At 63.4% G+C, this 12489-nt stretch carries 11 protein-coding genes; 3 read left to right on the top strand and 8 right to left on the bottom strand.

From position 1 onward, the window contains the following. Positions 1 to 21 precede the first annotated feature (21 nt). Positions 22 to 1674, bottom strand: coding sequence for a choline dehydrogenase (gene betA / locus AC4PTT_RS14880; protein ID WP_492161539.1), 1653 nt, complete (start codon positions 1672 to 1674; stop codon positions 22 to 24). Beyond that, on the bottom strand, positions 1667 to 2269 hold the full coding sequence (gene betI / locus AC4PTT_RS14875) for a transcriptional regulator BetI (protein ID WP_206545888.1): 603 nt from the start codon (positions 2267 to 2269) through the stop codon (positions 1667 to 1669). Before betI ends, betA begins: the two co-directional genes overlap by 8 nt. 164 nt (positions 2270 to 2433) lie before the next feature. Between betI and AC4PTT_RS14870 the strand changes: the two genes are divergently transcribed. Beyond that, a complete protein-coding gene (locus AC4PTT_RS14870) occupies positions 2434 to 3600 on the top strand; it encodes an acetyl-CoA acetyltransferase (RefSeq protein ID WP_206554019.1) in 1167 nt (388 codons plus the stop codon). Here AC4PTT_RS14870 and AC4PTT_RS14865 read toward each other — a convergent pair. Continuing rightward, the gene (locus AC4PTT_RS14865) at positions 3593 to 4372 is read right to left on the bottom strand and encodes a DUF3750 domain-containing protein (protein WP_492161538.1); all 780 of its coding nucleotides are present in this window, start codon (positions 4370 to 4372) and stop codon (positions 3593 to 3595) included. The two genes, AC4PTT_RS14870 and AC4PTT_RS14865, sit on opposite strands and share 8 nt — an antisense overlap. Positions 4373 to 4434: 62 nt before the next feature. Between AC4PTT_RS14865 and AC4PTT_RS14860 the strand changes: the two genes are divergently transcribed. Then, positions 4435 to 5448 (top strand): asparaginase, encoded by a 1014-nt coding sequence (locus AC4PTT_RS14860; RefSeq protein WP_492162617.1) that lies wholly within the window; start codon positions 4435 to 4437, stop codon positions 5446 to 5448. A 439-nt stretch (positions 5449 to 5887) separates the two neighbouring features. Further along, on the top strand, positions 5888 to 6739 hold the full coding sequence (locus AC4PTT_RS14855) for an AraC family transcriptional regulator (RefSeq protein WP_492161537.1): 852 nt from the start codon (positions 5888 to 5890) through the stop codon (positions 6737 to 6739). A 56-nt stretch (positions 6740 to 6795) separates the two neighbouring features. On the opposite strand, the gene AC4PTT_RS14850 is transcribed toward AC4PTT_RS14855, so the two are convergent. The 5 genes from AC4PTT_RS14850 to AC4PTT_RS14830 all read right to left on the bottom strand — a co-directional run bounded on the left by AC4PTT_RS14850 (position 6796) and on the right by AC4PTT_RS14830 (position 12467). Continuing rightward, entirely contained in the window at positions 6796 to 8163 is a 1368-nt protein-coding gene (locus AC4PTT_RS14850; protein WP_492161536.1) for a TIGR03808 family TAT-translocated repetitive protein, read from the bottom strand. Between the two features lie 55 nt (positions 8164 to 8218). Continuing rightward, positions 8219 to 8605, bottom strand: a complete 387-nt coding sequence (locus AC4PTT_RS14845; protein WP_475078839.1) for a type II toxin-antitoxin system death-on-curing family toxin — start codon at positions 8603 to 8605, stop codon at positions 8219 to 8221. Continuing rightward, positions 8602 to 8832 carry an AbrB/MazE/SpoVT family DNA-binding domain-containing protein gene (locus AC4PTT_RS14840; protein WP_206993704.1) on the bottom strand — a complete coding sequence of 77 codons (231 nt, stop codon included), beginning with the start codon at positions 8830 to 8832 and terminating at the stop codon, positions 8602 to 8604. The genes AC4PTT_RS14845 and AC4PTT_RS14840 overlap by 4 nt, the downstream gene beginning before the upstream one ends. Before the next feature lie 66 nt (positions 8833 to 8898). Further along, positions 8899 to 11025 carry a methylmalonyl-CoA mutase gene (gene scpA / locus AC4PTT_RS14835; protein WP_492161535.1) on the bottom strand — a complete coding sequence of 709 codons (2127 nt, stop codon included), beginning with the start codon at positions 11023 to 11025 and terminating at the stop codon, positions 8899 to 8901. Then, the gene (locus AC4PTT_RS14830) at positions 11022 to 12467 is read right to left on the bottom strand and encodes a methylmalonyl-CoA mutase family protein (protein ID WP_206545895.1); all 1446 of its coding nucleotides are present in this window, start codon (positions 12465 to 12467) and stop codon (positions 11022 to 11024) included. The genes scpA and AC4PTT_RS14830 overlap by 4 nt, the downstream gene beginning before the upstream one ends. Between the last annotated feature and the right edge of the window lie 22 nt (positions 12468 to 12489).

The following is a 12489-nucleotide window of genomic DNA, read 5'->3' as shown; positions in this document are numbered from 1 at the left end:
TCCGCCTTTCCTGAAATTGCCCTATCGGTCGGTCTCCCGCCAGCGCGGGTTGATCCAGGGTTCCTGATTGGACGGGCTGAGCGGTGTCCGGCCAAGAATATGATCGGCGGCTTTCTCGCCCACCATGATCGATGGCCCGTTGAGATTGCCGTTGGTGATACGGGGGAATATCGACGAATCTGCGACCCGCAGACCTTCGACCCCGATCACGCGGCATTCCCCGTCGACAACGCTCATCGCGTCGCTTGCCGCACCCATACGGCAGGTGCCGCAGGGATGATAGGCGCTTTCGGCATGATCGCGGATGAAGGCGTCTAGTTCATCGTCGGACTGGACGCTGTCGCCCGGCGCGATCTCTCGCCCGCGATAGGGGGTGAAGGCGTCCTGCGAAAAGATCTCGCGGGTGAGGCGGATGCAGTGGCGGAAGTCGCTCCAGTCCTGCGGGTGCGACATGTAGTTGAAGCGGATCTCCGGCTTGTCCCAGGCGTCGCCCGATCTGAGGTGAATCGCGCCGCGCGATCTGGAGCGCATCGGTCCGACATGCGCCTGAAAGCCGTGTCCCTTCGCCGCCGCCTTGCCATCATAGCGGATGGCGACGGGCAGGAAGTGATACTGGATATCCGGATACTCGACGCCGGCTGCGGAGCGGACGAATGCGCCAGCCTCGAAATGATTCGATGTGCCCAGACCCGATTTAAAGAACAGCCATTCAGCGCCGATCAACCCTTTGGAAAGGAGATTGAGCTTTGAATAGAGCGTGATCGGCTGAAGTGATTCCTGCTGGATGTAGAGTTCCAGATGGTCCTGCAGATTGCCGCCAACGCCGGGCCGGTCGGCCACGACATCAATGCCGCGCTCCTGCAGATGCGCGGCGGGGCCGATGCCCGAAAGCATCAGCAGCTTTGGTGAATTGATCGCTGATGCTGCGATAATGACTTCACGTCTTGCTTTAACGACCTGAATCTTTCCGTGAGCTTCGATCTCGACGCCGGTGGCGCGTTGATTCTCCATGACAACGCGGCGCGCGAAGCCATTGACGAGACTCACGTTCTTTCTCTTCAGCGCGGGCCGGAGGTAAGCGTTGGCCGTGGACCAGCGCCGGCCCCTGTGGATCGTCTGCTGGAGTGCGCCGAAGCCTTCCTGTTTGGAGCCGTTATAGTCCGGCGTGGTCTCGAAGCCGGCCTGTCGGCCCGCTTCAACGAAGGCGGAAAAGAGCGGATTGTCGCGCGGGCCCTTGCGTACATGAAGCGGGCCGTCGGTTCCGCGCCAGCCGGCTTCGCCATCCTCCATCGTCTCCATGCGCTTGAAGTAGGGCAGCACATCCGCATAGGCCCAGCCGGCCGCGCCCTGTTCGGCCCAGTGGTCGAAGTCGCGCGCGTGGCCGCGGACATAGACCATGCCGTTGATGGAGGAGGAGCCGCCGATCACCTTGCCGCGCGGCGTGGCCAGAACGCGCCCGCCCAGATGAGGCTCCGGTTCGCTCTGAAAACCCCAGTCATAGCGCGCCATGTTCATGGGGAAGGAGAGGGCGGCGGGCATCTGGATGAAGGGGCCGATATCGCTGCCGCCATATTCGATGACGATGACCGAATGCCTGCCGTCTTCCGACAGGCGGTAGGCAAGCGCGGCGCCGGCGGAGCCGGACCCAATGATGACGAAATCGGCTTCAGCCATGGAACGGGCCCCCGTGAGGCGTGTGACGGGCAAGCGCCATGTCGAGATAGTCTTCGACGAGGAAGATGGCGGTCCGGGAATCCTCGACGCCTTCGCCGAGCGCGCGGCGCAGATAAAGACCGTCGATAAGGGCGGCGATGCCGCGCGCGGTGCGTATGGCGGCAGGGCGGGGAAGACCGGCGAGGCCGCTCAGAAGGTCGCTGTGAAGGCGATGCACGTAGATGCGGAAGAGGCGGCCAAGCGCTGCATCGCGCCGCGCCTCCACATAAAAGGCGAGCCAGGCGGCGATGATCTCGGGGCGGAACTGCTCCGGCGAGAGGTTGACCGCGATGATCGCGCGCACCCGCTCAGGCCCGGAGAGCGGGGCGATGGCCGGGCGGATCTCATTGCCGAGCTGGGTGAGGATGTGGCGCATCGTGGCGAAAAGGAGGTCGTCCTTGCCGCCGAAATAGTGATGCGCAAGCGCGGTCGACACGCCGGCGCGACCGGCAATGTCCGACATTGTGACGTTCAGCGCGCCGCGCTCGCCAATGGCGCTGATGGCCGCATCAATGAGCGCGCGGCGGCGGATGGGTTCCATTCCGATCTTGGGCATGGCTCTCGTTTATTATTGATTGATGAGTCAATCAAGAAAAATTCAGAGGCTCGGGCCGGGTGTTTAAATAGTTCAGGCTTGAACGGTCTTCGCGCCGGATTTATGATTTTGTGAGACAGTTCATCAACGCGCCGGCCTGTGGCTGGTGGTCCGGGAGAGACGAGATGACCGCATGCATCGTGGGCTGGGCCCACTCCAAATTCGGCAAGCTGACAGACGACACGCTGGAAGGGCTGATCGTGCAGGTGGCGCGTGAGGCGCTGGACCATGCGGGCATCGGGCCGGAGGATGTGGACGAGATCGTGCTCGGCCATTTCAACGCCGGTTTCTCGCCGCAGGATTTTACCGCAAGCCTCGTGCTGCAGGCCGATGACCGGCTGCGCTTCAAGCCGGCGACGCGGGTGGAGAACGCCTGCGCAACCGGGTCCGCCGCCGTGCGGCAGGGCGCGCGTGCCATTGAGGCGCGTGCGGCGCGCATCGTGCTGGTGGTGGGCGCGGAGCAGATGACCAAAACGCCAGGACCACAGATTGCGGAAAACCTGCTGAAAGCGTCCTATCTGCCGGAAGATGGCGAGATACCGGGTGGCTTTGCCGGCGTTTTCGGCAAGATCGCGGATGCTTATTTCCAGAAATATGGCGACCAGACGGATGCGCTGGCGGCGCTGGCGGCAAAGAACCACAAGAACGGCGTCGACAATCCTTACGCGCAGATGCGCAAGGATCTGGGTTTTGAGTTCTGCCGTCAGGAGAGTGAGCGCAACCCCTATGTCGCCGGCCCGCTGAAGCGCACGGATTGTTCGCTGGTTTCCGACGGGGCGGCGGCTGTCGTTCTGGCGGACACGCAAACGGCGCTTTCGATGCGCCGTGCGGTGGCGCTGCGCGCCAATGAGCATGTGCAGGACTTCCTGCCCATGTCGAAGCGCGACATCCTGCAGTTCGAGGGCTGTGAGGCGGCGTGGAAGCAGGCGCTGAAGAGCGCCAGCGTGACGCTGGACGATCTCTCCTTCGTGGAGACGCATGACTGTTTCACCATTGCCGAGCTGATCGAATATGAGGCCATGGGACTGGCGAAGCGCGGCGAGGGCGGCAGGATCGCGCTCGAAGGTCAGACACAGAAGAACGGGCGTCTGCCGGTGAACCCGTCGGGCGGCCTGAAGGCCAAGGGCCACCCGATCGGCGCGACCGGCGTTTCCATGCACGCACTGACGGCGATGCAGCTGACCGGCGAGGCCGGCGGCATCCAGATCCCCGGCGCGACGCTGGGTGGCATCTTCAACATGGGTGGCGCGGCAGTCGCCAACTATGTGTCGATCCTCGAACGGATCAAGTAGAAGGCGCGGCCTTCTCGCCTGCCGTTGCCGACGGCCATAGTTCGACGCGTCCGAAGCCCGGCACTTTCAGTGCCGGGTTGCGTATGTCGAGGCCGGCAACCAGTCCCAGAAACTGAAGCTCGAAGCCTGAGCGCAGGCCGGCGGCAAACCCTGCCAGGCCGCCAAAGGACACATGGACATCGCTCCAGTCGGGCGCGTGATCGAAGGCGAAGAGGCCGGGGCGATAATCACGGCCGATGGCGGTGGGCGGCAGGGCCGTGTTGAGGTCGGGCACCGTGCGCAGCACATGCGCGGTGAAGGAATTGGAATTGGGGCCGGGCCACAGTCCGTAATCGCCGCGCTGCGAAAACGGATAGCTGGTGATGGCCGCTTCCACCTGAGGGATAAGGCGTTCGGCCTCTTCCCCCTTGATGGCGGTCACCACATAAGGCGTGTTGGAATACCAGCGCCCGTCCGCCGGGTAGGCGTTTCGGCGCACCGGGCTGCCCCAGCCAACCTTGTCGTAACGGTCATAGCCGGAGGCGTTCGCACGTTTGAGCACAAGCCAGCTGTGAACGGAGAGCGCGCCCTTCATGCCGCCGGTGCGTGCGGCCATCACATAGACTGCGGCCTGCGGATCGTCTGCGGGCGCGGGCAGCACGCCACTCGCCGACCAGTCGGCGCTGCGCCAGGAGCCAGGCCGTTCCTGCACCGCCCACCAGGCCAGTGAAGCTGAGGCCGGCAAAACGAAGACGACGAGGAGAAAGAGCAAAGTTCGCTTGAAAAAACGCATGGGGGCCAGTCTATTGTCGCCGGAAGATGATGAAAATGAATCCCGCAAATTACGGTGAAAACATGGGCAATCCGGTTCTGGTCGAGGTGTTGCGCGGTAACGTTGTCGAGAGCAGGCACCGGGGTGCCATCGCCGTGTTCGACGCGGATGGCGGCGCGGTGATGAGCCTTGGCGATATCGACCGACCGGTGTTCCCGCGTTCAGCCGTGAAATCCATTCAGGCGCTGCCCTTCGTGGAAAGCGGGGCGGCGGATGCCTATGGCTTCGGCAACCGCGAGATCGCGCTCGCCTGTTCGTCGCATTCGGGCGAGCCGGAACATGCGGCGCTGGCTATCGCCATGCTCGAGCGGGCAGGGCTCGGCGCGGACGCTTTCGAGTGCGGGGCGCACTGGTCTTCTCAGGAACATGTGCTGATCGAGCAGGCGCGCACCCTTTCGGAGCCCACGGCGGCGCACAACAACTGTTCCGGCAAGCATGCGGGTTTCTTATGCACCTGCGCCCATCTGGGACATGATCCGCAGGGCTATGTGGCGCTGGGTCACCCGCTTCAGGATGCGGTGAAGGCAGCGATGGAAGATGTGACAGGCGCTGCGCACAAGAGCGATCTGTGCGGCACGGATGGCTGCTCCATTCCCACCTATGCGGTGCCGCTTCGGGCGCTGGCGCAGGGATTTGCGCGCATGGCGACGGGCACGGGGTTTGCGCCGGAAAGGGCGAAAGCCGCCCGACGGATTTTTGCGGCCTGCATGGCCGAGCCGTTCTATGTGGCGGGCAGCGGACGGTCCGACACACGCATGATGGAGGCCGGACAGGGCCGCATCTTCACCAAGACGGGGGCGGAAGGCGTATTCTGTGCGGCGATCCCCGAGAAGGGCCTCGGCATTGCGCTCAAATGCGATGACGGAGCCACGCGGGCTGCCGAAGTGATGGTGGCCGAGGTTCTGGCGCAGCTTCTGAAGAGGGATGCGCTTGCCGGGACGCTGCATGAGATGGCGCGGCCCGTTCTGACCAACCGGCGCGGTTTCGAGGTCGGCGGGCTGCGGCCTTCAGACGTTCTGGATGTTCAGGTCGGCTAGGGTCAGGATCCATTAATATGACCGCAATGGTCGGCCTGATTTGTGCGGATACGCGAAGCAAGGCCGCAGGAAGACTTCACGTCTTTCGAGGACTTGCGACAAAGTAGCCGTGCAAATCAGGCCGATCCGAAGGACGCTCGATAGGCCGGCGATCTGCTGCGTCAAACCCCTTGACCGGGGGAAGACCCCGCTCTGCGGGGTCTTCCTGGCATCTCTTGGTCTATCGAACGCCATTGCGGCCATATTAATGGGTCCTGACCCTAGATTGCCGTGCGCCCCTCTGGGGACGCAGGGGACGTTCCAAACCATTGATGGTGCAACGGCATGACGGCATGGCCTCTCAAGCGACAAGGCTGACGGCCATGCTTCAAGTGCGCAGGATTTGCCTGTCCACATCGTGCGAGAAGTTCCGTGATTTCAAGCATGACAGAGGACATTCATGACCTGCCTGGAAAACTACAATGACCGCCTCAACCGGGTGCTCGATCACGTCTATGCCAACCTTGAGGAGGATCTCTCCTTTGATCGGCTGGCGGAAGTTGCCTGCCTCTCGCCCTATCACTGGAGCCGCATCTACTCGGCCATGCGCGGCGAAACCATTGTCGCGACGATCCGCCGGTTGAGGCTCCAGCGCGCCGCCGACCGGCTGGCCAATTCAGAACTGGACATCGACGCCATCGGCGCGCGTGCCGGTTATGGTTCGCCAGACACGTTCGGCCGGGCGTTCAAGAGCGCTTTCGGCGTGAGCCCCGCAGCCTATCGCGAAAAGGGATCGCATGCAGCATTCAGGGCCGCGAATGCCGCAGGTGCGGCGCGCGCTTTTCCGGTGGTGGTGGAGCGTGTGCCGGAACGTCGTTGCGCAGGGATCGATCACACCGGCTCCTATATGGAAATCGATCACGCCATGGGACGGCTCTTCACCACGCTTGCCGCCCGCGACGCGATCCCGGCCGAGCCGGCCATGATCGGCGTGTTCTTCGACGATCCGGATATCGGCCCCGAGACCGAATTGCGCTCGCGCGCCTGTCTGCCGGTGGCAGAGTCCTTCGCAATCGATGCGCCTCTCGTGGAGACGGTGCTGCGCGGTGGGGCATATGCGAAGCTGAGCTATACGGGCCCTTATGCCGACATGCGCGGGGCCTATCGCTGGTTTCTGGGCGTGTGGCTGCCTGCATCCGGCTATGAGCCGGAGGATGCTCCCATCTTCGAGGCCTATCTGAACGATCCGCGCGAGGTGCCGCAAAGCGAACTCCGCACGGATATTTACCTGCCTCTCAAGGCGGCGCAGTGAAGCCGAAGCCGCACACCTGCTGAGCATCTTTCGACAGAAAGGTCAGGTCTTTCAGTTTAGCCTGCGCGATTGTCTGTGACTGTCAGGTGCGGAATGTCCTTGCTGCCGGCGCGCAGCAGGTCGCCGGTGACGGCGTCGGCCCAGCGATGGCCGACGACCGCGCCATCCGGCGTGTCTTCAAAGACATTGCCGGAAATGACTGCTGCGCCCGTGCCTTCGACCACGGAGACAATGATGCCGGTTTTCGCCTTGCGGATGACGTTTCCCGAAGCGGTGATGTTGCGCAGGAAGGGGCCCCAGCCCATGCGAATGCCGGCAAGCGGCGCGTTCTCGATGACATTGCCTGTGACCGCGCTGTCGGCCTCGACATTGATGCCGATGCCGAAACCGGCCATGGGCGAGGGGTAGGGGCCGTTTGCGGAGAGGTTGCGGACGATGTTGCCCGTGCAGGCGCAGAGGCGGCCGCCCTTGTCGAAATTGGCCATGGAAATGCCGTGGGCCGCGCCATCCACCAGATTGCCGGTGATGACCGCGCCCTGAAAGGCAAACTCGGCATAGAGCGCCGTCTCGCCGGAGCGCAGGCAGGTGTTGCCGGAAATCTGGAGATTGCCGGCGCTGTTGCCGCGTATGGCCGAGAAGGCGCAGTCGGAAATTTCATTGTCCGATACGCGCAGATTGTCGGCGCGATAGGCGTTGACCCCATTGCCATACTGGCCGGTGCCGCCCCTGTCAGCGCGGATGCGGGTGATGCGGTTTCCCGCAATGCGGCTGCCATCCGCGCCGGGGCCGCTGCGATGGACGAGAATGCCACCATTGCCGCAATCGGCAATGGTGTTGGCGCTGATGTCGAGCCCATCCGAATCCAGCGCGTAAAGGGCGTAGTCGGAGGCGTCCGCGATCTCGCTGTCGCGGATCCGCCCGCGTGCGCGGCGAAAGGCGAGGCCACTGCCGCTGCTGGCCCGAAAGGCGCATTGCTCAATGGCGAGGTGTTTTGCACCGTCAATGTCGAGAAGCGCGCGCGCATCGCCGGAAAGCGGCATGTACACGCCATCGAGCGCAAGGCCCGACAGGGAAAGGTGTTCACTGTCGCGCGCCGTGAGAAATGCGCCGGCGCGTTCCTGCACGAGGCGCGTTGCGCCGGGAACTCCGATGAGGCGGACCTGACGGGGAAGCGGCAGGCCCGACAGGCGATAGCGGCCGGGCGGGAGAAAGACCGGTATGGATTCCGCGCTGGCGCGTTCAAGCAGGGCGGTGAGGGCCGAAGTCTGATCTGTGGCGCTGTTCGGATCGACGCCGAAATCCCGCGCACTGGCAGCACCAGCCGCCATGCGCCCGAGCGCGGCGTCGGCAAAGGCAAGATGCGGCATGGAAAGACCGAGAACGGCAAACCCTGCGCTTGCTTTCAAAAATCTGCGGCGGTTCATTTTGGCACAACTCCGGACTGGCCCGATTTTGAATGCAGGTTTCGTGCCGTGAGGTTCAGGTTTCGAGAGGGACCGTGTGGTCGCGGAAGAATGCCGCAGCGCCTGCTTCATCGATCTCGCTGGCGGCGATCATAAGAACGAGTTGAATAACGTCGTGCTGTTCCGCTTCCATGCTCAGTCCATTGAAGTACAAAAAGAGGTCGGCTGCGGCGAGGCCGGTACGCTTGTTTCCGTCGACAAAGGGGTGGTTCTTTACAATGCCAAAAAGATAGGCAGCTGCGAGCGCGCACAAGTCGGGCTCTTCATAGGCCTCTTTCTGCAGAGGGCGATGAAGCGCAGATTCCAGTGCGCCTTCATCACAGACCCCGTTGGCGCCGCCATGAAGACGCAACTGCTCAAGATGCAGCGCTTCTATGAATACGCGTGAATGAAACTCGGTCACCTGGCCAGAACACGGTAGGCCGTTTCGTATTTCTTCATACGCTCACGCGCGATCTTCATCTTCCGCTCGAACTCTTCCGGATCCTCTGCCGGGGGGCGAAGGCGCAGCTCCGTTCCGTCCTCGAGAAGGTTAAGCGTGTCACCGGCGCGCAAATTGTGCCGCTCAAGCACTTCCTTCGGCAGGATGACACCTTCCGAATTCCCGATCTTGCGAATGGTTACATTCATGGCTTTGGCTCCGTGTGTTATAACTTAAGGTATAACAGAGGGGCGGCCATTTCAAGAATGGGGCGATCAGCCTGATTTCAGAAGCCGGTCGAGCAGGCGCTCGGCGGCTTCCGGGATGATCGTGCCAGGTGGGAAGATTTCCGCAGCGCCGGCTTCATGTACGGCCGCAAAATCATCCGGGGGAATGACACCGCCGGCCACCAGAAGAATGTCGCCATGGCCGCGCTTTTCCAGCGCCGTCCTGAGCTCGGGGATGAGGGTGAGGTGACCGGCGGCGAGCGACGATGCGCCGACGATCTGCACATCATTGGCGATGGCAAGCTCGGCCACTTCCTCAGGCGTCTGGAACATGGCGCCGACGGTGACGTCGAACCCCAGATCGCCGAAGGCGGTGGCGATGACCTTCTGACCGCGGTCATGCCCGTCCTGCCCGATCTTGGCGATCAGGATGCGGGGGGCGGCTCCGGTCTTCTTGCGGAATTTCTCCACCTTCTGGTGCGCGCGTTCGACGGAGGGAAGGTCGCCCACCTCCTTGCGGTAGACGCCGGAAATGGTGCGGATCTCGGCCACATGGCGGCCAAAGACCTTTTCGAGTGCCGAAGAAATCTCGCCCACCGTTGCCTTGGCGCGGGCGGCGCGGACGGCGAATTCGAGAAGGTTTCCGTCTCCCCCGGCAGCGCGGGTGAGGGCGGCAAGGGCGCTCTCGGTCTCGGCCACGTCGCGGGTGCCCTTGAGCTGTTGCAGCTTGGCGAGCTGGCGGGCGCGCACTTCGGCGTTGTCCACCTTGAGCACGTCCACCTCGGTGTCGCGTTCGGGCTGGTAATTGTTGACGCCGACGACGAGCTGTTCGCCGGAATCGATCCGCGCCTGGGTGCGGGCAGCCGCTTCCTCGATGCGCATCTTCGGCACACCCTTCTCGATGGCCGCAGCCATGCCGCCGAGGCTTTCCACCTCTTCGATGTGTTTGAGGGCGCGGTTGGCGAGATCGTGTGTGAGGCGCTCGACGAAATGGGAGCCGCCCCATGGGTCGATCATGCGCTTGGTGCCGGATTCAAGCTGCAGCACAAGCTGCGTGTTGCGGGCGATGCGGGCGGAATGGTCGGTCGGAAGGGCCAGCGCCTCGTCAAAGGCGTTGGTGTGCAGAGACTGGGTGTGGCCCTGCGTGGCGGCCATGGCCTCGACCATGGTGCGCACGATATTGTTGTAGGGATCCTGCGCGGTGAGCGACCAGCCGGATGTCTGGCAATGGGTGCGCAGCGACAGCGAGCGCTCGCTCTTCGGCGCGAAATTCTCTTTCAGAAGCGTGGCCCAGAGAAGACGCGCGGCGCGCATCTTGGCCACTTCCATGAAGAAGTTCATGCCGATGGCCCAGAAGAAGGACAGGCGGGGCGCGAAACGGTCGATGTCGAGCCCGGCGGCGATGCCGGCGCGGGCATATTCGATGCCGTCAGCGATGGTGTAGGCCAGCTCCAGATCGGCGGACGCGCCGGCCTCCTGCATGTGATAGCCGGAGATCGAGATGGAGTTGAATTTGGGCATGTGCTCCGCCGTGTAGGCGAAGATGTCGGAGATCACCCGCATCGAGGGCTTGGGCGGGTAGATATAGGTGTTGCGGACCATGAACTCCTTCAGAATGTCATTCTGAATGGTGCCCGAAAGGTCCCTGTGGGCGACGCCCTGTTCCTCTGCCGCGACGATGTAGAGCGCCATGATCGGCAGAACCGCGCCGTTCATGGTCATGGACACGCTCATTTTGTCGAGCGGAATGCCGTCGAAGAGCTGGCGCATGTCGAGAATGGAATCAATCGCCACACCGGCCATGCCCACATCGCCCGCAACACGGGGGTGGTCGCTGTCATAGCCGCGATGGGTGGCGAGGTCGAAGGCGACCGACAGGCCTTTCTGGCCGGCGGCGAGATTGCGCCGGTAGAAGGCGTTGGATTCTTCAGCCGTCGAGAAACCGGCATACTGGCGAATGGTCCAGGGCCGGCGGGTATACATGGTGGGGTAGGGGCCGCGAATGAAGGGCGCGGCGCCCGGATAGGTGTCGAGAAAGCGCAGACCCCTTAAGTCATCCTCTGAATAGGAAGACTTGATGGCGATGCCTTCCGGCGTTTCTGCCGGCGGGGTCTGGGCTGGGAGAGGCGATGAATGAGGGACCGACCAGTCGATGCTGGCGAAGTCCGGGATCATGCGATGCCTCCTCCAGTCTCGTCGAGACGCTGGGCAAGCAGCGGCTGGCAACGCACGGCGGCCACCTCACCGGAGATGTCGGGCGAAACCGCTTTGAGCGTCTTGACCGGGCGCTCTTCGGCAGCCGGATAGATGGTGGTGCCGACAATGGCCTTCTTGCCGTCATTGATGCGCTGCTCGCGGCGCTCGCGCATGTCGAGCACGCGCTCCTGAATGTGTCCGTTCATCAGGCTGCGCAGCACGCCGCCCTCGCTCTCGATGCGGCGGAACTCGTCCCACGCCTTTTCGCAGAGCGCGGCGGTGAGCGTTTCCATGCCGCCGGCGCCAGCCGCCGGATCGATGATCAGATCCAGATGGCTTTCGCCGGAGAGAATGAGCTGCGTGTTGCGGGCAAGCCGCCGCGCATCGGGATCAGGAAGGCCGTGGACGATGGTGTGCGGCAGGACGGACAGCGTGTCCGCGCCGCCAACAGCCGCCGCAAAGGCGGCGATGGTGGTGCGCAGCGTGTTCGTCTCCGGGTCCTTCGCCGTCATCATCCGATAGGAGGTCTCTGCGTGGATCGTCGCAAGAGACGGCTCGATGGAGCAGGTCTCCTGAACACGCGCCCACAGGCGGCGCAGGGCCCTGATCTTGGCAATCGACAGGAACTGGTCCTGATCGACGCAGAGCGAGAAGCCGATATGCGGCGCGGCATAGACAAGCGGCTGGCGGGCCTGCTCGAACATGCGCAGATGCGAGACTGCGGAGGCAAGCATGATGCCAAGCTCCTGCGCCTCGGAAGCGCCGGCATTGTGGAACACGCGGCCATCGCCCTCGAGCAGGATGCCGGGCAGATCCATCGCGAAGAAGCCCGCGAAGGACTGCGGCATGGAGGCTTCAAGCGCCTCGATGGACATGCGCAGCTTGCCGGTGCCGGCAAAGGTGGCCGCCGGAGAAATGCCGAAGGAAAGCGTCATGGCGGCCGGGTTGATGCGGCGCTCGGTGAAAAGCTGGGTCAGCCAGTCGACAATGGCGCGGCTGCTCGGATTGGCGTCCATGCGCAGATGCATGCCCTGCAGGTCGATGCCGTCGAGCGCCTTGGCAACCGCCTCGGGCGTTGCGGGCATGCCAAAGCCGAATGCATTGGGAGCGCCTGCAAAGACGAGCGCGAGGCCCGTTGCACCCTGTGCGATGTCTTCCTTCGCCTGGAGATTGGCGCGCACGGGATCCGGGTCGTCCATGCGCTGAACATGCGCCCAGCCGGATTTTCCACGGCCGCGCGCCAGCGGCTTGGCGTCCTGCATGCGCTCGTAAAGTGCGCGCATGGAGATGTTGTCATCCGTCTGCCAGGAGAGAGCTTCCGGACCTGCTTCCCCCTTCAGGGATTCGACCACCAGGTCGCGCCAGCGCTCCTGATCGATCTGGGGGAACTTCACTTTTTTAAGGATCGCGCGATCCATCATGCCTCCCGATTCGCCGATGGCC

This window comes from Nitratireductor sp. WH36-1, assembly GCF_058725515.1.
The sequence above is the reverse complement of the archived record's forward strand: the minus strand, read 5'-3'. Positions and strand labels throughout refer to the sequence as shown.

Excerpts from the sequence above, each read along its gene's own strand:
- betA (WP_492161539.1), bottom strand. The coding sequence starts at position 1,674 with ATGGCTGAAGCCGATTTCGTCATCATTGGGTCCGGCTCCGCCGGCGCC.
- betI (WP_206545888.1), bottom strand. The coding sequence starts at position 2,269 with ATGCCCAAGATCGGAATGGAACCCATCCGCCGCCGCGCGCTCATTGAT.
- AC4PTT_RS14870 (WP_206554019.1), top strand. The coding sequence starts at position 2,434 with ATGACCGCATGCATCGTGGGCTGGGCCCACTCCAAATTCGGCAAGCTG.
- AC4PTT_RS14865 (WP_492161538.1), bottom strand. The coding sequence starts at position 4,372 with ATGCGTTTTTTCAAGCGAACTTTGCTCTTTCTCCTCGTCGTCTTCGTT.
- AC4PTT_RS14860 (WP_492162617.1), top strand. The coding sequence starts at position 4,435 with ATGGGCAATCCGGTTCTGGTCGAGGTGTTGCGCGGTAACGTTGTCGAG.
- AC4PTT_RS14855 (WP_492161537.1), top strand. The coding sequence starts at position 5,888 with ATGACCTGCCTGGAAAACTACAATGACCGCCTCAACCGGGTGCTCGAT.
- AC4PTT_RS14850 (WP_492161536.1), bottom strand. The coding sequence starts at position 8,163 with ATGAACCGCCGCAGATTTTTGAAAGCAAGCGCAGGGTTTGCCGTTCTC.
- AC4PTT_RS14840 (WP_206993704.1), bottom strand. The coding sequence starts at position 8,832 with ATGAATGTAACCATTCGCAAGATCGGGAATTCGGAAGGTGTCATCCTG.
- scpA (WP_492161535.1), bottom strand. The coding sequence starts at position 11,025 with ATGATCCCGGACTTCGCCAGCATCGACTGGTCGGTCCCTCATTCATCG.
- AC4PTT_RS14830 (WP_206545895.1), bottom strand. The coding sequence starts at position 12,467 with ATGATGGATCGCGCGATCCTTAAAAAAGTGAAGTTCCCCCAGATCGAT.